Origin of the sequence: Penaeicola halotolerans (genome assembly GCF_016464625.1) — a bacterium.
GTDB classification, from domain to species: domain Bacteria; phylum Bacteroidota; class Bacteroidia; order Cytophagales; family Cyclobacteriaceae; genus Penaeicola; species Penaeicola halotolerans.
Genome location: NZ_JAEAGO010000001.1, coordinates 517,725 through 537,103, shown reverse-complemented (window position 1 = coordinate 537,103; position 19,379 = coordinate 517,725). Strand labels below are relative to the sequence as shown.

At 39.0% G+C, this 19,379-nt stretch carries 22 protein-coding genes; 10 read left to right on the top strand and 12 right to left on the bottom strand.

Annotated features, from left to right (window positions below):
- Positions 1 to 60: 60 nt before the first annotated feature.
- From I5349_RS02370 to I5349_RS02355, 4 genes are all read right to left on the bottom strand, one after another.
- A complete protein-coding gene (locus I5349_RS02370) occupies positions 61 to 714 on the bottom strand; it encodes an OmpH/Skp family outer membrane protein (RefSeq protein ID WP_226389124.1) in 654 nt (217 codons plus the stop codon).
- Positions 715 to 822: 108 nt separating this feature from the next.
- Positions 823 to 1,077, bottom strand: a complete 255-nt coding sequence (locus tag I5349_RS02365) for a hypothetical protein (RefSeq protein WP_226389123.1) — start codon at positions 1,075 to 1,077, stop codon at positions 823 to 825.
- 14 nt (positions 1,078 to 1,091) lie between these two features.
- On the bottom strand, positions 1,092 to 1,994 hold the full coding sequence (locus tag I5349_RS02360; protein WP_226389122.1) for a histone deacetylase family protein: 903 nt from the start codon (positions 1,992 to 1,994) through the stop codon (positions 1,092 to 1,094).
- 60 nt (positions 1,995 to 2,054) lie between these two features.
- Positions 2,055 to 2,627, bottom strand: a complete 573-nt coding sequence (locus I5349_RS02355; RefSeq protein ID WP_226389503.1) for a hypothetical protein — start codon at positions 2,625 to 2,627, stop codon at positions 2,055 to 2,057.
- A gap of 119 nt (positions 2,628 to 2,746) precedes the next feature.
- On the opposite strand from I5349_RS02355, the gene I5349_RS02350 reads away from it, so the two are divergent.
- A complete protein-coding gene (locus tag I5349_RS02350; RefSeq protein WP_226389121.1) occupies positions 2,747 to 3,403 on the top strand; it encodes an RNA-binding domain-containing protein in 657 nt (218 codons plus the stop codon).
- Here I5349_RS02350 and I5349_RS02345 read toward each other — a convergent pair.
- Complete coding sequence (locus I5349_RS02345) at positions 3,400 to 3,768, bottom strand: phage holin family protein (RefSeq protein WP_226389120.1); 369 nt, start codon at positions 3,766 to 3,768, stop codon at positions 3,400 to 3,402. The two genes, I5349_RS02350 and I5349_RS02345, sit on opposite strands and share 4 nt — an antisense overlap.
- A gap of 300 nt (positions 3,769 to 4,068) precedes the next feature.
- On the opposite strand from I5349_RS02345, the gene I5349_RS02340 reads away from it, so the two are divergent.
- The 6 genes from I5349_RS02340 (at position 4,069) to I5349_RS02315 (ending at position 9,843) form a co-directional block, all read left to right on the top strand.
- The gene (locus tag I5349_RS02340) at positions 4,069 to 4,452 is read left to right on the top strand and encodes a BlaI/MecI/CopY family transcriptional regulator (protein ID WP_226389119.1); all 384 of its coding nucleotides are present in this window, start codon (positions 4,069 to 4,071) and stop codon (positions 4,450 to 4,452) included.
- 58 nt (positions 4,453 to 4,510) lie between these two features.
- Positions 4,511 to 6,712 (top strand): M56 family metallopeptidase, encoded by a 2,202-nt coding sequence (locus I5349_RS02335; protein WP_226389118.1) that lies wholly within the window; start codon positions 4,511 to 4,513, stop codon positions 6,710 to 6,712.
- A 140-nt stretch (positions 6,713 to 6,852) separates the two neighbouring features.
- Positions 6,853 to 7,110, top strand: coding sequence for an acyl-CoA-binding protein (locus tag I5349_RS02330; protein ID WP_226389117.1), 258 nt, complete (start codon positions 6,853 to 6,855; stop codon positions 7,108 to 7,110).
- 211 nt (positions 7,111 to 7,321) lie between these two features.
- A complete protein-coding gene (locus tag I5349_RS02325) occupies positions 7,322 to 9,094 on the top strand; it encodes a DEAD/DEAH box helicase (RefSeq protein WP_226389116.1) in 1,773 nt (590 codons plus the stop codon).
- 147 nt (positions 9,095 to 9,241) lie between these two features.
- Positions 9,242 to 9,640, top strand: a complete 399-nt coding sequence (locus I5349_RS02320; RefSeq protein WP_226389115.1) for a hypothetical protein — start codon at positions 9,242 to 9,244, stop codon at positions 9,638 to 9,640.
- Positions 9,640 to 9,843 (top strand): helix-turn-helix transcriptional regulator, encoded by a 204-nt coding sequence (locus I5349_RS02315; protein ID WP_226389114.1) that lies wholly within the window; start codon positions 9,640 to 9,642, stop codon positions 9,841 to 9,843. The genes I5349_RS02320 and I5349_RS02315 overlap by 1 nt, the downstream gene beginning before the upstream one ends.
- Positions 9,844 to 9,914: 71 nt before the next feature.
- On the opposite strand, the gene I5349_RS02310 is transcribed toward I5349_RS02315, so the two are convergent.
- The 3 genes from I5349_RS02310 to I5349_RS02300 are packed head-to-tail and all read right to left on the bottom strand — an operon-like array spanning position 9,915 to position 12,233.
- Complete coding sequence (locus I5349_RS02310) at positions 9,915 to 10,502, bottom strand: bifunctional nuclease family protein (RefSeq protein ID WP_226389113.1); 588 nt, start codon at positions 10,500 to 10,502, stop codon at positions 9,915 to 9,917.
- Between the two features lie 4 nt (positions 10,503 to 10,506).
- Positions 10,507 to 11,463 carry an electron transfer flavoprotein subunit alpha/FixB family protein gene (locus I5349_RS02305; RefSeq protein WP_226389112.1) on the bottom strand — a complete coding sequence of 319 codons (957 nt, stop codon included), beginning with the start codon at positions 11,461 to 11,463 and terminating at the stop codon, positions 10,507 to 10,509.
- Positions 11,464 to 11,495: 32 nt separating this feature from the next.
- Positions 11,496 to 12,233, bottom strand: coding sequence for an electron transfer flavoprotein subunit beta/FixA family protein (locus I5349_RS02300; RefSeq protein WP_226389111.1), 738 nt, complete (start codon positions 12,231 to 12,233; stop codon positions 11,496 to 11,498).
- A 76-nt stretch (positions 12,234 to 12,309) separates the two neighbouring features.
- Here I5349_RS02300 and I5349_RS02295 point away from each other — a divergent pair, with 76 nt between their 5' ends.
- On the top strand, positions 12,310 to 12,642 hold the full coding sequence (locus tag I5349_RS02295; protein ID WP_226389110.1) for a tetratricopeptide repeat protein: 333 nt from the start codon (positions 12,310 to 12,312) through the stop codon (positions 12,640 to 12,642).
- A gap of 3 nt (positions 12,643 to 12,645) precedes the next feature.
- Here the strand turns inward: I5349_RS02295 and I5349_RS02290 are convergent, their stop codons facing one another.
- Both I5349_RS02290 and dnaB read right to left on the bottom strand, forming a co-directional pair.
- Complete coding sequence (locus I5349_RS02290; protein WP_226389109.1) at positions 12,646 to 13,644, bottom strand: quinone oxidoreductase family protein; 999 nt, start codon at positions 13,642 to 13,644, stop codon at positions 12,646 to 12,648.
- A gap of 136 nt (positions 13,645 to 13,780) precedes the next feature.
- The gene (dnaB, locus tag I5349_RS02285) at positions 13,781 to 15,343 is read right to left on the bottom strand and encodes a replicative DNA helicase (RefSeq protein WP_226389108.1); all 1,563 of its coding nucleotides are present in this window, start codon (positions 15,341 to 15,343) and stop codon (positions 13,781 to 13,783) included.
- A 139-nt stretch (positions 15,344 to 15,482) separates the two neighbouring features.
- Here dnaB and I5349_RS02280 point away from each other — a divergent pair, with 139 nt between their 5' ends.
- Both I5349_RS02280 and I5349_RS02275 read left to right on the top strand, forming a co-directional pair.
- Positions 15,483 to 16,850, top strand: a complete 1,368-nt coding sequence (locus I5349_RS02280; RefSeq protein WP_226389107.1) for a UDP-N-acetylmuramate--L-alanine ligase — start codon at positions 15,483 to 15,485, stop codon at positions 16,848 to 16,850.
- A 2-nt stretch (positions 16,851 to 16,852) separates the two neighbouring features.
- Positions 16,853 to 17,656, top strand: coding sequence for a 3'-5' exonuclease (locus I5349_RS02275; protein WP_226389106.1), 804 nt, complete (start codon positions 16,853 to 16,855; stop codon positions 17,654 to 17,656).
- 72 nt (positions 17,657 to 17,728) lie between these two features.
- Here the strand turns inward: I5349_RS02275 and I5349_RS02270 are convergent, their stop codons facing one another.
- Complete coding sequence (locus tag I5349_RS02270; protein WP_226389105.1) at positions 17,729 to 18,457, bottom strand: DUF3667 domain-containing protein; 729 nt, start codon at positions 18,455 to 18,457, stop codon at positions 17,729 to 17,731.
- 48 nt (positions 18,458 to 18,505) lie between these two features.
- Entirely contained in the window at positions 18,506 to 19,309 is an 804-nt protein-coding gene (locus I5349_RS02265) for a M48 family metallopeptidase (RefSeq protein WP_226389104.1), read from the bottom strand.
- Between the last annotated feature and the right edge of the window lie 70 nt (positions 19,310 to 19,379).

The window sequence follows — 19,379 nt, the reverse complement described above, 5'->3', positions numbered from 1 at the left end:
CAAAATTAAAATAAAAAAGCTCAACCTTGCGGCTGAGCTTCTAAATATATGAAATTTTGATTATTTCGTAGCAGTAGAGTCAGCTTTCATCGGTGCGCTTGACTTTGTAGGTGTGATGCCTTTTGCATACTGTTCGTTTAGGCCTTTTACAATATCAGTTGTGATATCATAAGCTGAGTCACCGTACCATACAGCACCACCTCTTGTGTAAGAAAGCACCATTTGGATATTGTTTTCTTTAGCATAAGTCTCCATGAAAGCACTGATATGATCATATACGTCTGCATAGAGTTGATTTTCATCTCTAGACATTTGCTGAAGTAAGCCATCTCTGTACTGAACAAGACTTCTCTCTTTATTGACCAATTCTTCTTCTTTTGCTCTAGCTTGATTCATCGTCAAATTTCTAGCATTCTGCTGATAGCTCGCTACTTCTTGCTCTAATCCTCTAGCTCTAGATGATAGATCAGACTCTAGTTTACGACCTTTCTCAGTTAGTTCGGCAGCTTTTACTTTGTAGTATTCATATCCACTGATCACACTGTCAGTCAATACATAAGCGATGGTTACATTAGTAGGAACTTCGATCTCACCAGATCCAGTAGTAGTGCTTGATGATGTATCAGCATTAGATGTTTCTGTACTAGGATTTTTACAACCAACTACTAGTATCATAGCCGCTGCAATAGTCAAAAGGGGAAAAGAAAACTTCATTTTATTCACGTTTGTCTCGTTTTTATTTGTTCGAGGCAAATATAAACAAAGTATTCATTCTACAAGAAAACTAAGATTTAAAAATCGTTAAAGGGAAAAGCAAAAAATCTACTTACTGCTATTGAGTCTTTTCCTTCTTTTGATCCAGTCGAGCTGAGTCCTGTAACTGATCGCCTTTCCAAATATGGCGATACCAGTATTGAAAGTAATGAGTCCCCAAGTCCCCCAAGCAAACCAAGTCAATGTGGACACTTTTTCAAATTTCAAGTTAGATGCTTCTGTGATGATCGAAATACCTGCTCCTATCAACAAAAGCCCTACTACAGAAGCGATCCACCACTTTTTTTTGAGACTAGTCTCCATATGCTATTCATTTATTAGAAATACAATTCTTGTGCTATTCTGAAAGTATTGGCATGAGCTTCTACGATGTGACTGATTCGCTGAGAGTATCCTCCTCCCATGCAGGCCATCAATGGTATTTGGTTTAATTTTGCTACACTTAATACCAAGTGATCTCTTTGCTTACAACCTTCTATACTTAGCGCCATTCTACCGAGTTTGTCTGTAGCTAGCACATCTACTCCACTTTGAAATATGATAAAATCTGGCTGAAACTTAGCCAAAATTTCTTTTAAATGCCTATCTAAAAGCTTCAAATATGTGGCATCATCTGTCTGATCTGGTAGATCTACATCTAAATCTGACTTCTCTTTGTGCATAGGATAGTTATGTGCTCCATGCATAGAAAATGTAAAGACTCTTGACTCATGCTGGAAAATCTCCGCTGTGCCATTGCCTTGATGAACATCTAGGTCAACTACTAAAATCCTCTCTGCTAACTGATGGGCCAATAGATAGTTAGCTGAAATAGCGATGTCATTTAGCAAACAAAAGCCCTCTCCTCTATCTGTAAATGCATGATGCGTTCCACCTGCTATATTCATCGACACACCATATTCTAATGCATACAAACAACACTGTACTGAACCATGCATGATATGCATCTCTCTCTCTACTAGCTCTCTAGAAAGTGGAAAACCCGTTTTTCTAATTTCAGATTTGCTGAGTTGAAGCGACACTAACTTTTCCCAATAAGTCTCTTTGTGCGTATTTACGATATACTGAGGATCAATGGATTGTGGGGTAAAAAAGTTGACCTCTGACACAGTGCCTTCATATAATAATTGCTCTGGGAGTAAGGTATATTTCTCCATCGGAAAGCGGTGTCCATCTGGGAGAGCATGCGCGTATTTTTCAGACCAAGCGATTTTTAACATACAATATTAAAGCCGTAAGTTATCTAACCCACGGCTTCAGAAAATGGTTTTGGGAATGTCTTAATCCTCCTCATCAAAGTCTTCATCGTCCTCGGACATGAAGGAATAGAGGGTTTTGTCTAATTTCAGCGTGTCATCATTGTACTCTTTGATAAACTTACGGATAACCGTATCATCTACCACTTCTACATTTAGTCCAATGTCTAAACCGATGCCATAGTCATGATGTAAATCTATCTCAACGTGCTCACTGACCTTGACCGTTTCTTCTTCTTCTAAATCCGCTATCACTTCTGCCATGAAGAGACCTATTTCCTCTTCTTCGTTTGATAGCGGTGCCATGTTTCCATTTTCATCCTCATTATAATTGATGGTTTTATAATTTGGAAACTTCTGCGCAGCCTTATGCTCGGCTATCTCGTAGAGCTCGCTACTGTGATGAAGTCTTAATGTGTAAATCACTGCGTCATAAATCACTTCTCTTCCCTCATACATGCCTATGAAGTAAAAATTCACATACTCTTCACTGTTGTCTTCGCTCTCTATGATTTTGTAGGGTTTACCACTCTGTTTGAGTTCCCCCCTGAGCTTGTTGATCTCTTTCGAGTCGAAGCCTTCATTTTTGAGATATATGGTCATAAAAGATTGGGATAGGGTTAAAATTTATTGTTATAAATAATGTATAAATGCTTCGTAAAAGTAAACACAAATAGAATTTCTCCTTAATATAGCCAAAGAAATCGAAAAACAAAATGCTCCTGCCACAGAATAATCCTGCTTATCTAAAAGCCCTCCTAAGAGCGGGAGAAAATGAAAATCAAGACTTTAAGCAGTCTATCACGAGCTTATCGAAAATAGCAAAAACCATCTGTTCCTTTGCCAATACCAAAGGAGGTAAGATCATTATTGGCATCAAAGACAATAAGCAAATCCAAGGAATCGATCCTGAAGAAGAACGCTACATGGTCGAACTGGCTACAACACAATACTGTGAACCTCCTGTAGCAGTAGCGTTTGAGTTGATCGAACATGTGGTAGATGAGCTCACAGATACTTGTCTTTATATATTGGTAGTCGTCATCCCAGAGAGTCTACTAAAGCCTCACCAAGCGATCGATGACAAAGGAGAAAAGACTGTCTACATCAGAACTCATGATAAGAGTATCCCCGCAGGTAAGCGCATGATCAAAATGCTCACCCAAACTAAAGCCTCCGAAGAATACACATTTGATGACTTAGAAATAAAAATATTGCAACAGCTATCACGTCTAGAGAGGCTATCTGCCAAACAGCTTTGCAAGCAACTCAATGTAAGTGAAAGGCGTGCCAATAGAAGTATCATCAAACTCCTTCAAAAAGGAAAAATTAAGGAGTTTGATCACGAGAAACAGAAATACTACACGCTTTAGTGACTATTTCCCAACTTGACTCCGAAGATCGAATTGATCAAAGAAAGTACTAGACTAAAAAGTAAAGCATACCAAAAACCACCCACCTCAAAGCCAGGAATCACCTCATGTGCTATCAAGATGATAATAGCATTAATCACTAAAAGGAACAACCCTAAGGTGAAAACTGTAATCGGAATCGTCAAGATAACTAATATTGGCTTGATAGTAACATTCATCAAGGCAATGAACGCTGCTAAGATCAAGGCACTCAAAAAACCATCAACCGCCACTCCAGGTAAAATATAAGAAGTGATCAATACAGCTACTGCTGCAATAACTAGTTGAATCAGGATATCGATAGATTGGCTTGTCTTACTGGCCATAGGTTTAGTGTTTTTGATGAAAAAAGATTATATAAGCATCCCTAATGCTACTCTAAAGTAAAAAGATTTAGCTAGTATCCTGCCCTACTGCACCTATTTTTTGATATTCCGCCTTTACTATTCTATATAAACTAAGAAAATAATAACAAAACTATTAAAATAGTTGTATATAAAAATCAATAGTTATACCTTAGAACTGAAATAATTACTAAGTGATAAGTACAAATATATTTTTACCCTTAAAGATGTAGTTGTCAAATAAAATTCACTATATTGAAAACTGATTAACAGTAATAAACTATGAGAGAATTAACAAGAGCAGAAGAGCAAGTCATGCAAATCCTTTGGGATCTGAAGAAGGGATTTGTCAAAGACATCTTGGCTAAAATGCCAGAGCCTAAGCCAGCTTACAATACCGTCTCTACGATCGTTCGCATCCTAGAGCGTAAGGGTTTTGTGAGCTATCATGCATATGGTAAGACACATGAGTACTATCCAATAGTAGATAAGGATACTTATCGTAGCTTCTCCCTCAAAAACCTGATTAAAGGCTATTTTGGCGGATCGTTTACACAGCTTGCTTCTTTCTTTGCCAAAGAAGAAAACTTGGATTCAAAAGAACTTGAAGAATTAGTCAAGGAAATCAGCCAAGACCTAGATCCAGATGATAACACTACTAAGTAACTATATTTTTCAAAGCACCTTTTGCTTATTGGTACTTTACCTTTTCTACTATTGTTTTTTGAAAAGGGAAAAAGCCTTGGTCTTCAATAGAAGCTATCTTCTATTGGCTCCAATCATTGCTTTTTCTTTACCCCTACTGGAAATTCCTGTAGCCTTTGAAAAACCAAGTATAGAGGTATTTCCCCTATTTGATGTGATCAACTATGATTATCAACAAGCGGAAACCATCGCTCAGAACTATAAACTACCTGAGTTCACAGTAGAAAGCAAAAGACTTCCCATGCTTTGGGATGCATTTGATTATATATTACTAGTATATGGCATTATTACTGGCTTGTTATTAATTCGCTTTGCTTATCAAATTTGTCAACTCAAACAACTCATTCGACAAGGTTGGTATCAAACCAAATACATACTTAAAGAAGATTACTATGATGTCCCTACTCATGGTAACACTCCTATTTTCTCCTTTTGGGATTACTTATTTTGGAACTACGACACCAAATTAAGTGAACGAGAAAGAAATCAGATACTTCATCATGAGCTAGAACACATCAAGCAAAAACACAGTTTTGATGTGATCTTTTTTGAATTAATCTGTATATTCTTTTGGTTCAACCCACTCGTGTATCTACTCAAAACAGCAGCAGCAGACACACATGAATACTTGGCAGATGAATCTGTCGTAAAGCACGCTGCAAGTCGTGAAGACTATACAAAATTGATCGTAAAGATGGCCTTTAAAGGTTTGGACTTACCACTTGGTAATTATTTCGCAAAGTCCTTAACCCTAAAAAGAGTCAAAATGATGAAAAATCAAAACCATGTGCCCGTTAGCAAGCTGCTAATGGTCATCCCCGTACTACTAGGCATGATGTTCCTAGTGAGCTTTAAATCGGTACAGCCTGAGGCTGTTGAAGTACTAGATAGCTTCTCAGCCCCTTCTACTGTTGAAAGTATTTCGGCAAGTGTATCAGATACCACCTACGTTTCTGCCCAGCCAGCAAATGGACTAGAAGCCCTCAATCGATACTTGAGTTCAAACGTCAACTATCCACTAGAAGCTCGAAGAGAGCGGATCATGGGTACAGTAGAGGTAGCATTTGTAGTAGATGCTAATGGCAAGATCGTCAATCCTACTATCAAAAGAGGTATAGGTGGTGGCTGTAATGAAGAAGCGATTCGACTGATATCCTCTATGCCAGCTTGGAACCCTGCACAAGAAAACGGTAAAAATATCGCTTCAGAGCAAAGTATCCGTTTCACTTTTGACATACCTAGTGATGGAAAAGTCGTTAATATCAAAGTGCATACTGATCACCTCAAGCCCTTAGCGTATAATAGCGATGAAGTTTTCGAATATGTGGACAATTCTCCCAATCCAGCAGGTGGTATGGAAGGCTGGCTAGACTACCTTAGCAAGAATGTCAAATATCCAGAAGTCGCTAGAAATGAAGGTATAGAAGGAACTGTTTACTTGAGTTTTATCGTGCAGAAAGATGGATCGCTTGCTGACCCTAAAGTAATGAAAGGTGTAAGCAAAAGTATAGATGCAGAAGCTATACGAGTCATCAAAGAAGCTCCAAAATGGGAACCAGGTACCCAAAGAGGACGTCCAGTGAATGTCATGATGAGACTCCCTATCAGATTTAAACTTGGTGGAGATGCTAATAAAGGAGCTGTCTCAGATGAATTTCCTGAAGTGATCGAGATTCCTATCACAGAAACTCAGGCTAAGAAAAAAACTTCTGCAGATGGTGAGTTTCTAGAAGTCATCGAAATACCACTCGAAAAGAAAAAGGAAAAGGATATTGTTATCAATATCAATGCCTCAGACAAACTAATGATCAACAATCAAGAAGTCCTTATGGAAAATCTGGAGCGAACGTTGGTTGACTTAAAGAAGCAATATCCTAATGAAACTTTGACCGCTACTCTCAAAACTGTAGGACAGCATGAGGCTGGCACCATCTCAGATGTCCTTCAGGCTCTCAGATCGGCTGATATCAGACAAGTAAAGTTTGACAACCCTAAAAGAGTGAATACTCAGCAAATAGGTAATATATCCGTATCACAGGTTGATGGGACTAAGCCATTGTTCTTGGTTGATGGCAAAAAGGTTACTGAATCTTATTTAAAATCAATAGATGGAAATAAAATCCAATCTTTTGAAATCATCAAAGCATCATCTGCAGCTGAGTATGTTAGAAAATTTGGAGATCAAGCGAATAATGGAGTAGTTCTTGTAACATTGAAGTAAGAGCTATTTGTTACGTTAGGATTAAAAGAAGCGTTTGAAGTTCAAACGCTTCTTTTTTTACATAAAATCCTTTCTCAACGCTTTTAAATTTATGAATCACTCAATATCTTTCGGAAACTAAAATTCAATATTCAGTTTCTATGACTACTCAAGAACAATTTGAGGCGGCTGTAGCCAAATCTAAAACACTCACTGAGCGACCATCTAATGAGGACCTACTCAAAATCTACAGCTTATTCAAGCAAGCTACTGAAGGTGACAACAAAACAGAACGACCTGGAGGCTTTGATTTTGTAGCAGCTGCTAAGTACAATGCCTGGGCTGGCTTAGCTGGGACAAGTGCAGAAGAGGCTATGCAAGCTTACATTTCACTGATAGAAAAACTGGCTAATAAATAAGCTAAAAACAACCCCAATCGAATAATATTTTACCAAATTAGGATTTGTAGAATATTACACTTAATTTTGCGTCAGTTTTTAAATAATTCAAAAGATCTTATTTAAGAACTAGAAGTGTTCACCAAAGATTTCTTTCTGTTTCATTGCTTTTCACAGGGTTATGCAGGTATAGGAAGTCGAAGGTGAAAAGGCAAACAGAAAAAATTTACTAATGAACGAAGAAATTAAATTCTCAGACCTTGGGATTTCAAGTGAAATTCTTAAGGCAGTGGAAGAAATGGGCTATGTCCATCCCTCTCCTATCCAAGCTATGGCTATTCCTCACCTCTTAGAAGGCAGAGATGTCATAGGTCAAGCACAAACAGGTACCGGTAAAACAGCAGCATTTAGCATTCCTATGCTAAACTCGATCGATCCTAACATCAAGCAAACGCAGGTGTTGGTATTGTGTCCTACAAGAGAGCTTGCTATCCAAGTTTCTGGTGAAGTCAAAAAACTTTCTAAATACTTACCAAAAGTAAATTCACTTCCTATCTATGGTGGTGATCCTATCGACAAACAAATTCGTGCCCTCAAAAGAGGCGTTCAGATCGTTGTAGGTACTCCAGGTAGAGTGATCGATCACATCAACAGGGGTACTCTTTGGATGGATGAGATCAGGGCTATCGTATTAGACGAAGCTGATGAAATGCTCGACATGGGCTTTAGAGAGGATATCGAGGAGATTTTGAGCAAAATGCAATCAAATCCTCAAACAGTATTTTTCTCTGCGACTATGGCCAAGCCTATTATGGACTTGACTAGAAAGTATCAGAAAAATCCTGAGATCGTGAAAGTGATCAAAAAGGAGCTTACAGTATCTAACATAGAACAGACGTACTACGAAGTCAAAGATAGCTTGAAGCTAGAATTGATGACTAGACTCATAGACTTGCACAACTTGAAGTTGATGCTTGTATTCTGTAACACGAAACGTGGTGTAGATGAAGTCACTGAGACATTGATCTCTAGAGGCTATGGAGCAGAGGCACTACACGGTGACTTGAGCCAAGCACAGCGTAACCGCGTGATGAGTAAGTTTAGAACTGGAAACGTTAACATCCTAGTGGCTACAGACGTAGCGGCCAGAGGTATTGATGTTGACAATGTAGATGGCGTGTTCAACTATGATCTACCGTTAGATGAGGAGTACTATGTACACAGAATCGGTAGAACTGGTAGAGCAGGCAGATCAGGTAAAGCCATCTCATTTATCACTGGTCAAAGAGAATCTCGAAGACTAAGAGAAATAGAAGCATATACTAAGTCAAAAATAGAGCGTAAGTCTCCTCCTTCAGTAGCAGAACTGATCGATCTCAAGAGACAAAATGTAGTCAATACCATCAAAACTACGATCTCGAAAGGTGGTGATATGGTTCAATACAAGCAAATCATTGAAGAGATGATCTTCGAAGGCTTGGATCATATGACGATCACCGCTTCTTTACTCAAAATGATTGTGGGAGAAAGCAGTGAGCAACTTGAGGATATCTCATTTGAAAACAAGAGAGGTGAAGGCCGTGAGCGTAGCGAAGGTCGTGGAGATCGATTTGGACGCGAAGGCCGAGGAGATCGTGGGCGCGATAGAGATAGAGGTCCTAGAGCTGATAGAAGCGAAGGTCGTGGAAGAGATAGAGACAGAGGTGGACGATCAGATAGAGGTGACAGAGGTGGAGCGAGCAGAACACGTATCAATACTGAGAAGATGGGAAGACTCTTCATCAATGTCGGAAAGTCAAGCAAAATCAGACCTGGTGACATCGTAGGTGCCATCGCAGGAGAAACTGGCCTAGCTGGAAACAGAATCGGTGAGATCGATATCTTTGATTCTTACACTTTTGTAGATGTCCCTATGGCTGATGTAGACAATGTACTACGTGTCATGAACAAGAACCAAATCAAAGGCAAAACTGTCAATGTAGAGTTCTCTAAAGAAGTTAAATAAGCAAGGTTAAAATAAGGTTGATGAAGCACCAGCTCGAAAGGGTTGGTGTTTTTTTGTTAAAAAAATATCTATTAACAGATTTGGAACAATAAAAATGTAAAGTATATTTGTCATAAAGATAAATATACTTTACATAAAAAACGTATTATGACTACGAAGCAAAAAGATCTAAATCTACTTCCAGCAAAATTCAAAAAGCTAGCTTACTCGATTTTAGGCCTTAGTATTATAGTTACTGTATTATCCATTTCTGGGATAGTAGGCTTGGATAAAGCAGTGACAAAAGAAATTTTCATATCGAGTCTGTTATTATCCCTTACTTTACTAGCGATCACTAAAGATAAGGATGAAGACGAACTGACTATAAAGCTCAGATTTAAAGCATATACAGCAGCATTTTTATTTGGAAGTGTAAGCGTAATCATAGAGCCTGTAATCAATTTAGTTTTTGAAAGCAGTTCATCATACAAAGATGTATTTGCTTTATTGATATCGATGCATATAGTCTATTTCTTCATGTATTACATATTGAAAAAATCTCGTTAATGAAAAATACACTGAAGATCCATCGTGCTATAAAAAACTTCACTCAAGAAGATTTAGCTAAAGAAATAGGTGTATCTAGACAGACAATCAATTCTATAGAGGCTAATAGGTATGTTCCTTCTACTGTACTTGCTTTAAAATTATCAAAAGTGTTTGAAGTATCTGTTAATCAATTATTTGAATTAGAGTTAGAAGATGAATAAAAGGTCAATTAAATACGAAAAGCCATCCTTGCAGATGGCTTTTCGTATTATATACTGTTTAATGAACTTTATTAGTTTCTCCTATTGATCTCATCTCTAATCTTAGCAGCTACTTCATAGTCTTCTTTCTCAAGTGCTTGATCTAGTAGCTCATGTAGCTTTTCTAAAGAGAAATCTTTGTAAGAAGCATCCGAACTAGATTTTTTGGCTGGAGTAGCTTCAGGCTTGATACCTTCCTCCTCTTCTCCTTCTGTAAATAGAATGCCTGCCTCTGACAATACTTGCTCATTGCTAAAGATTGGTGCATTGAAACGCACTGCTATCGCTATGGCATCAGATGGGCGCGCATCTATCTCTAGCTTTTTAGTACCACTATGACACACGATCTTTGCATAAAACACTCCTTCCTTGAGGCTAGAGATCATGATATGATCAATCGAAAAGCCAAAACCTGAAGCAAATGACTTGAACAAGTCATGAGTCATGGGCCTATTAGGCATGATCTTTTCGATCTCTATCGCAATCGCTTGTGCTTCGAACATCCCGATGATGATAGGCAATCTTCTATTTCCATTGCTCTCTCCAAGTACCAAGGCAAAAGAACCTGCCTGAGATTGACTTGAGGAGAGACCCAGAATTTCTAATTCAATTTTGCTCACTTTATTATTTGGCTGCTTTGATGGCTTCAGTTAGTTTCGGAAGTACTTCAAAAGCATCTCCTGCAATACCGTAATCAGCAGCCTTGAAAAATGGTGCTTCCGGGTCTTTATTGACCACTACGATATATTTGGAAGAGTTGACACCCGCTAAATGCTGTATCGCTCCTGAGATTCCGACTGCAATATATAAAGATGGACTAACTTTCACACCAGTCTGGCCTACGTGTTCATGGTGAGGTCTCCAATCCATGTCAGAAACTGGCTTAGAACAGCCTGTAGCGGCACCAAGAGATTTGGCAAGGTCTTCAATCATGCCCCAGTTTTCCGGACCTTTGAGTCCTCTACCACCTGATACTACGATATCAGCTTCTGGAAGCAACACATCTCCCTCCGCTTTATCCACTGAAGTTATCTTAGCAGCAAAATCTGCATCAGTTAGATTCACTACTAATGCCTCTACTGAAGCTGCAGCACCATCTTCTTTGATCTCGACTGCATTCTTTTTGATCGCTAAAATTTTCTTCGCAGTAGTTACTTCAGTCATGGCAAAAGCCTTACCAGTGTAGATACTTCTTTTTACTTTGAAGCCACTACCTGTTTCTGGTAGATCTACCACATTAGATACTAGGGCAGCTTGCATGCTGACGGCAACTCTAGCTGCTACAGCATTACCCAGTGAGGAAGTCGCTAATACCAATGTATCCGCGCCAGTTTTATCAACAGCCTGCGTCAAAGCACTTGCATACGCTTGGATGACACCATTGTCCAATCTACTATCTGCTATATGAAGTACTTTAGCAGCTCCTGCTGCTCCTACTTTGGCCAATTCATCTGATGAAATAGATCCCATGGCAATCGCTGTCACTGAAGCTCCAGCCAACTTAAACCCGTATGATACTGCCTCAAGAGAGGATTTCTTCACTACTCCATCGGCTGCTTCTATAAATACTAATACTGACATATCTCTATTATTTATCTTGACTCAATGATTGATTAAATTACTTTAGCCTCGTTTTTCAAAGCTTTGACTAAGTCTGCTACTTGATCCACAGTGAACATCTTCACCGCACCTTTCGCGGGAGGTAGCTGAAACTCACTCACTTTTGTATTCTCAGTTGTTCCACTAGGCTCCACTACGTTCAAAGGTTTCGTTCTAGCGGACATGATACCTCTCATATTAGGGATTTTCCACTCAGCGATAGGCTCCTGGCATCCAGCTACAAAAGGAAGAGATACTTCCAAGTATTCTTTACCACCTTCGATCTCTCTGGCCATCTTAGCTGTATTGCCTTCGATATCTAGCTTCATCACAGGCGAAAAAGATGGAATGCCTAGAAGCTCACCTACCATACCGTGTACCATACCACCATTGAAATCGATAGACTCTCTACCCATCAAGATCAAATCATAGTTATTTTCTTTAGCGATCGCTGCAATCTGCTGTGCTACAAAAAACGAGTCTGTAGGCTCAGCATTGACACGAATAGCATCATCTGCACCGATAGCCAAAGCTTTTCTGATCGTAGGTTCTGTCTCCGCTGTACCTACATTAAGTACTGTTAGCGTTCCTCCAGATGCCTCTTTCAACTCTACTGCTCTGGCCAATGCATAATCATCATAAGGACCTATGATGAACTGTACACCATTTTTATCAAACTTTGTATTGTTATCCGTGAAAGCGATCTTTGAGGTCGTATCCGGAACGTGAGTGATACAAACTAGAATTTTCATATAAGTTATTTATGTGTTTATTTAATTTAAATTTGCGTGAATTTAACGATTAAGTATAGATTTCAAAAATCAAGCAATGCCCAACTCTGAAAGGATTCAACAGCTCTTACAGTTTCATCAAGAAGAACCAAAAGATCCATTTGTGATCTATGCTTTAGCCCTTGAATATCAAAATACTAATGATCAAAAAGCCTTATTATATTTTGATAAATTGCTACAAGATCATCCTGACTACTTACCTACTTATCTGCATGCTGCATCTTATCTGATAGACCTACTCGAAGACAAAACGAAAATCATCAATATCTTCGAAAAGGGCATCAATCTAGCAAAGCAAAAACAGGATCAACATGCACTCAGTGAACTTCAAAATGCCTATCAAAACTATCTCATAGACATAGATGAATGATGATCAAGGGCACAGTACAAGTTTCCCAGTTTGCTTACCTGCTTTCATTTCTTCAAACGCTTCTAAAGCTTGAGCCAGTGGCCTTAGACTACTGATCATAGGGTGTATTTTGTGCTTTGACACGAAAGCGATCATATCTTCAAAGTCCTGATCACTCCCCATAGTAGAGCCTTGCAAGGTGATCTGATTCCAAAAGATCTTTCTAAGATTCAGCTGTTCTACATTTCCTAAGGTAGCGCCATAAAAGATAATCTTACCTCCAGGCTTGACGATATCTAGCAAGGTATTGAGCATTTTCCCACCTGCGCTATCTATGATCTTGTCAAATCCTCCAGTAGTTTTTAAAGCAGCCTTTTGCCACTCACTTTCTTTGTAATTAAAGCCTTCTAAGGCTCCAAAAGTTTTAGCTTGAGAGATTTTATCTACAGCCCCTGAAGTAACATATACTTCTGCTCCAGCTGCTACTGCAAACTGCATTGCGAATTGAGCTACTCCACCACCAACTCCCGTGATCAGTACTTTCTCACCTGCTTTGATTTGAGCATGATAAAAGCACGCATGGTAAGCAGTCAATCCCCCTAATGGTAAAGCCGCAGCTTCTTCAAATGACAAGTGAGAAGGCTTCAGATGAACCCTATCTGCTTTGACAACTATGTATTCAGCAAGAGTACCATGATCTGGCATTCCTAATATCTTAAAATCCTTATGCTGGACATTAGGAAGCTCTCCCCAGCCAATATTTGGATTGATTAATACCTCTTGACCGAGTAGCTTTTCTGAAACAGCATCACCAAGTTCCTCTACCACTCCTGCCCCATCTGAGCCTAATACTGTCCCGTATTTAATACTGGGATAAAGTCCTTCTCTACACCACTGATCCCTATGATTGAGTGCAGCTGCTTTGATTTTGATAAGAACCTCTCCAGTAGCGGGACTAGGTTTCGGCAATGTGACAAAGTCTAATTTATCTTCGTTTTGATCCGTTAGGATAATTGCTTTCATAGTCTATATAACACTTATCAACTGACTTAGTTGGTCATTTTATAAAAGAGATGGCTAAAATAAGTAAAAAATAGTATGCATGCAGTGTATTTCTGTCATTTATAAAAAAAGATGCCTCATGGACATCTCAATTCTATTAAAAAGGCGCTCCGTCATCTAAAGTGTTTGGCATATCTCCTTCATTTGCTTTGCTTTGAAGTGTGATCATACTTCCTGCATCGAAGTTTGACTTGGCACCTGAAGGAAATGAACTCCCATAAGGCACGCCTGCTCCATACATCTGAGACATTTCCAAGTCTTGAAATTTAGTATACTTTCCTATAAATCGTAGTTTAACAGTATCCAAAGAGCCGTTTCTGTGCTTAGCGATGATCACCTCTCCAACTCCTTGAGTAGCATTGCCTTCTTCATCTTGTGTGATGCCGTAATATTCAGGTCTGTAGAGGAACATAACGATATCGGCATCTTGCTCGATCGCTCCAGATTCCCTCAAATCCGAAAGTTGAGGACGTTTATCTCCACCTCTCGTCTCTACTGCACGAGATAGCTGAGAAAGTGCGATGACTGGCACACTAAGTTCTTTGGCTATTTTCTTCAATGCTCTAGAGATCGCTGAGATTTCTTGTTCCCTATTTCCCCCCGCATTAGACTTGCTATCTCCTGACATCAATTGTAAATAGTCGATAACAATCATCTGAATATCATGCTGAGCTTTGAGTCTACGGCATTTTGCCCTTAGCTCAAGGATCGAAAGTGCAGGGGTATCATCTACGAATATCGGTGCTGAAGACAGCTTATTCGTTTTGTGGACAAGTTGCTCCCACTCATAGTCGGCCAATTGACCTTTTTTGATTTTCTCAGATTCTAATTCTGCCTCAGCAGAGATCAATCTATTCACAAGCTGGATGGAGGACATCTCCAGTGAGAATATTGCTACTGGCTTTTCATGATCTACTGCAGCATTTCTCAAAACTGACAATACAAAGGCTGTCTTACCCATAGCAGGACGAGCAGCGATGATGACTAAGTCAGACTTCTGCCACCCTGAGGTCACTCGGTCTAGTGCAGTAAAACCACTTGGCACACCTGTAAGTCCGTCTTTATGGTGCTTCTTGGCTTCTAGTTCTGTAAATGCCTCTCGCATGATAGAGCGCATATCCGCATAGTTTTTACGAATATTAGATTCAGAGATCTCGAATAGTGACTGCTCCATCTTATCCAAAAGTTCAAAGACATCTGTAGTGTCCTCAAAAGCTTCTTTTTGGATTTCTGATGAGACAGTGATCAAGTCTCTCTTGATAGCTTGCTCAGCTATGATACGTGCGTGAAACTCAATATTGGCAGCTGAGCTAACTCGAGTAGTCAAGTCTGTGATAAAAAATGCACCTCCAACAAACTCCAGCTTACCACTTTTTCTAAGCTGATTTGTAACTGTGAGAATATCTACAGGCTCACTCGCATTGAATAAATCAAGTATCGCTTCATATATTTCTTTATGAGCATCCTTGTAAAAGCTATTAGGCTTTAGGATATCTATGACGGCTGTAAGCGCATCCTTCTCTAGCATCAATGCACCTAGTACAGCCTCTTCTAGATCAACTGCTTGTGGTGGCAGTTTACCTAATCCACTTACCTGATCTGTACTTGGTTTTCTTGCACCTACTCTTCTATTGGAATTGCTCACTCTTTCATTTGCCATAGCTACAAATGTAATTGGAATGTAGAGATTGTTTTACACATTTTATACACAATAAAAGCTGATTTGGTCTATTAGTGTCTCAAACTAAATTGGTGACTATGGATTAAATTTCTATTTTTGACCTAAAACGCAATCTAAAATGCAAAGCATACACTTTATAGCGATAGGCGGTAGCATCATGCATAATCTCGCCTTGGCACTTCAACAATCAGGTTATCAAATCACTGGTTCAGATGATGAGATTCATGAGCCGTCCTACTCACGTTTGTCTAGTGCTGGACTTCTCCCTAAGTCTCTAGGATGGTATCCTGATAAAATAACCAAAGATATCGATGCTGTTATTGTGGGAATGCACGCTAGAAAAGATAATCCAGAGCTACTGAAAGCGCAAGAGCTTGGTTTAGCTATCTACTCCTTTCCTGAGTTTATCTACCAAAAATCTCTACAGAAGCAGCGCGTAGTCATCGCTGGGAGTCATGGCAAGACTACCATCACTTCCATGATATTGCATGTACTGAAATACTGGAACAAGTCCTTTGACTATGCTGTAGGAGCTCAAATAGCATCTTTTGACCTAATGGTAAAGTTATCGGATGCCCCGCTGATCATCATAGAAGGAGATGAATATCTAAGTTCTCCTACTGATCCTAGGCCTAAGTTTCTACACTATCATCATCACATCGCATTGATCAGCGGTATAGCGTGGGATCACTTCAATGTCTTCCCTCAATATGAACAATACATCAAAGCCTTTGAGCAACTCATAGATATCACTGACAAAGGCGGTATCGTGTATTATTATGCTGGAGATAAGTCTTTAGCAAAGCTTTTCAAGAAAGATACGAATGAAGACTTTACATTTACTCCATACGAAGCACTAGATGCTAAGGTAAAGGATGGCAAAACTTATTTGAAAACAAAAAATGGAGAGGTTGCCATCTCTGTATTTGGTGATCATAACCTCCAAAATTTGAGTGGAGCCATGTCCGTTCTTTTGAGGCTTGGTATTACAACTGATATGTTTTATGAAGCCATTGCAAGCTTTAAAGGAGCATCGAAACGCTTAGAAAAACTGTTTGAGCTAAATGAAACTGTCTTTTTCAAAGATTTTGCACACGCTCCCTCTAAACTTAAGGCCACAGTAGAAGCTGTCAAAACACAATATCCTAAGAGAAAACTTGTGGCTGTCCAAGAGCTGCATACTTACAGTAGCTTGAATAAAGAATTTATCCAGCAATATAAAGACACTGCAAAAGCTGCAGATGAATTTTTGATCTATATCAATCCAAAAGCTGTGGCATTGAAAAAGCTGGAAATGCTCAGTCTTCAGGAATTGCAATCTGCCTTCAATAGAAAAGATATTCAGCTTTTCACCGACAAAAGTGATTTAGAAAATTACCTTTGTCAGAAGACTTGGAAAGGCCAAAATCTTCTTTTAATGGGATCTGGCAGTTATGATCATATGGATCTGACCAAAATTCAATCTCAAATCCAAAAAACAGCGTAAGCATGAAGTTAAATTTAAGAAATCCATTGGTCGTATTTGATCTAGAGGCTACTGGTACGAATACTGCAACAGACCGTATCGTAGAGATCTCTATGCATAAGATCATGCCTAATGGAGAGGAAATCACTAAAACATACCGCGTCAACCCAACAGTACCAATCCCCGCTGAGGCAAGTGCTGTGCACGGTATCTATGACGAGGATGTCAAAGATGAACCTACTTTTAAACAGCTCGCTGGCACACTAGCCCCTTTCTTGCAAGGAGCTGATCTAGCTGGATTCAATGTTCTTAAATATGACATTCCACTTCTTGTTGAAGAGTTTTTGAGAGCCGAAGTGGATTTTGATGTGTCCAATAGAAAAATCATAGATGCTCAGAAAATCTTCCACATGATGGAAAAAAGAACGCTCAGTGCCGCTTACAAATTTTATTGTAACAAAGACCTCAAGGATGCACATAGTGCAGAGGCGGATACGCTAGCTACTTATGAAGTGATCAAAGCGCAAGTAGCCAGATATGATGGTCAGGCAATGATCGATATGTCTGGAAAAGAAATCGGTAAAATCAGTAATGATATGGCTGTACTGCATGAACTTACAGCAGATCGAATGGTTGACTTAGCGGGCAGATTCGTCTTAAATAATCAGGGGGTAGAAGTCTTCAATTTTGGCAAGCACAAAGGACGCTCAGTCGATGAGGTACTCAAGATGGAGCCTACCTATTATGATTGGATGATGCGTGGTGAATTTCCATTGGATACCAAGCGTAAACTCACCCAGATTAAGCTGAGGAGTTTTAATAAGTAAGAAACCTTAAAATGAAGAAGCCTCCAAATGCTAGACACTTTTTGGAGGCTTTTTCTTTAGATATAATTAAGCTTAAGTAGTCATATATATACCCAAGATGAAGTAATAAATGATTGTATAAGCGAATGAAGATCCAAGAACTATTAACAAAGTTTTTAAAAAACTAACCATTAATTTTTCCTTAAAGAAACTATTATATACCCAAGTGTAGTAAGTCAGCATTAAAATAAATGCTACGAAACTATAAATTTCAAATCCCCATATCACTGGCACGAAAATGACTACAATTTGAAAAAATTGAATCATGGCATTGATAAAGGTGCTGATTACGAAATGTTCAGCCAGATTAAAGCCTTTTTTTCTATAGACAAGAAAGGCTACTAATGCGCCCACTGGTATGTAAAGCCAATTCATCAAATTATACCAGCGATAAAAAAAATCACTGATTCTACTTTCTGAAAAGTCAATCCCCTCTATAGAATTTACACCACCACTAGTTAATTGACCGAAGGAATACTTAGCCATACCTTCACCAATATCAAAGTAATTACATATCAATAAGGCCAAAGTAGTATTGATCAACAAGAGCCTCAATGGATGAAATTGCTTGAATCTAGAAGCTTCAAAATAAGCCCTAATCAATGCTCCTGGTTGGATAATCAGGTTTTTAAGAGTAGCTAGATACCCTTTTTCTAAATTAAAAACCGCCAATACGTCTCTTAAAAATTTACCAAAAGTGATGCGCTCAATTAGTTTCTCCTCTTGATGCACTAATGGATATTTAGTCGCTTTTTCTTCCATAGCTTATTTAAAAAAATCCCTCAATGGAATTTGAGGGATGATATTAAATTATTGTGCAGGTTTATAATACTCCATAGCTTTTGGAATCAGCGCATTGAGGTCATCTATCCTAGTCTTTGGAGATGGGTGAGTAGATAGAAACTCAGGTCCTCCGCCACCACCAGTGCCAGCACTCATGCGCTCCCAAAACTTAGGTGCCTCTCTAGGGTCGTATCCAGCTTTAGCCATGATGATCAAGCCGATTTCATCAGCTTCACTTTCATGCGTTCGGCTAAATTTCAAAATACCAAGCTGACCACCCATACCGATTGCCTGATAAAATATCTGTTGAGTAAGAGTAGGATTTTGTCCCATAGCCGCTCCTATACCTCCTAGAAGTCCATTAGCTATCATTCCTTGGCTCATACGCTCACGACCATGATTGGCCAGTGCGTGAGCGATCTCATGCCCCATCACCACAGCTATGCCTGTCTCATCTTGACAGATAGGAATGATACCAGTATAAAAAGCCACTTTACCACCAGGCATACACCAAGCATTTATGGTGGAGTCATTTTTCACTAAATTATATTCCCACTCAAAATTAGCGATTTGATCAGAAAGACCATTTTCAGCCATATACTCTTCTACAGCTTTCTGGATACGCTGACCTGATCTGATGACCATTTGACCTTCAGGCGTGTTGTTTACTAACTGAGATTCTTTGAGCACCTTCTCATATTCTTGATCTACCAGCGGAAGTATCTCTTCATTAGACACTAAAGCGGCTTGTCTTCTTCCAGTAATAGGCACTGTAGCACAAGCCCAAACGAATGCTCCTATGAGCGCAAAAACGATAATTTTCTTATACATTTTATTTAAAGTTTTAATGAGGAAACAACCTAAATTCATGCCAAAGCATAAATATTTTTTAAGGTTTAGA

Bases quoted from the DNA above. Each gene is read 5' to 3' on its own strand.
- I5349_RS02370 (WP_226389124.1), bottom strand. From the start codon at position 714: ATGAAGTTTTCTTTTCCCCTTTTGACTATTGCAGCGGCTATGATACTA.
- I5349_RS02365 (WP_226389123.1), bottom strand. From the start codon at position 1,077: ATGGAGACTAGTCTCAAAAAAAAGTGGTGGATCGCTTCTGTAGTAGGG.
- I5349_RS02360 (WP_226389122.1), bottom strand. From the start codon at position 1,994: ATGTTAAAAATCGCTTGGTCTGAAAAATACGCGCATGCTCTCCCAGAT.
- I5349_RS02350 (WP_226389121.1), top strand. From the start codon at position 2,747: ATGCTCCTGCCACAGAATAATCCTGCTTATCTAAAAGCCCTCCTAAGA.
- I5349_RS02345 (WP_226389120.1), bottom strand. From the start codon at position 3,768: ATGGCCAGTAAGACAAGCCAATCTATCGATATCCTGATTCAACTAGTT.
- I5349_RS02340 (WP_226389119.1), top strand. From the start codon at position 4,069: ATGAGAGAATTAACAAGAGCAGAAGAGCAAGTCATGCAAATCCTTTGG.
- I5349_RS02330 (WP_226389117.1), top strand. From the start codon at position 6,853: ATGACTACTCAAGAACAATTTGAGGCGGCTGTAGCCAAATCTAAAACA.
- I5349_RS02325 (WP_226389116.1), top strand. From the start codon at position 7,322: ATGAACGAAGAAATTAAATTCTCAGACCTTGGGATTTCAAGTGAAATT.
- I5349_RS02320 (WP_226389115.1), top strand. From the start codon at position 9,242: ATGACTACGAAGCAAAAAGATCTAAATCTACTTCCAGCAAAATTCAAA.
- I5349_RS02315 (WP_226389114.1), top strand. From the start codon at position 9,640: ATGAAAAATACACTGAAGATCCATCGTGCTATAAAAAACTTCACTCAA.
- I5349_RS02305 (WP_226389112.1), bottom strand. From the start codon at position 11,463: ATGTCAGTATTAGTATTTATAGAAGCAGCCGATGGAGTAGTGAAGAAA.
- I5349_RS02300 (WP_226389111.1), bottom strand. From the start codon at position 12,233: ATGAAAATTCTAGTTTGTATCACTCACGTTCCGGATACGACCTCAAAG.
- I5349_RS02295 (WP_226389110.1), top strand. From the start codon at position 12,310: ATGCCCAACTCTGAAAGGATTCAACAGCTCTTACAGTTTCATCAAGAA.
- I5349_RS02290 (WP_226389109.1), bottom strand. From the start codon at position 13,644: ATGAAAGCAATTATCCTAACGGATCAAAACGAAGATAAATTAGACTTT.
- dnaB (WP_226389108.1), bottom strand. From the start codon at position 15,343: ATGGCAAATGAAAGAGTGAGCAATTCCAATAGAAGAGTAGGTGCAAGA.
- I5349_RS02280 (WP_226389107.1), top strand. From the start codon at position 15,483: ATGCAAAGCATACACTTTATAGCGATAGGCGGTAGCATCATGCATAAT.
- I5349_RS02275 (WP_226389106.1), top strand. From the start codon at position 16,853: ATGAAGTTAAATTTAAGAAATCCATTGGTCGTATTTGATCTAGAGGCT.
- I5349_RS02270 (WP_226389105.1), bottom strand. From the start codon at position 18,457: ATGGAAGAAAAAGCGACTAAATATCCATTAGTGCATCAAGAGGAGAAA.
- I5349_RS02265 (WP_226389104.1), bottom strand. From the start codon at position 19,309: ATGTATAAGAAAATTATCGTTTTTGCGCTCATAGGAGCATTCGTTTGG.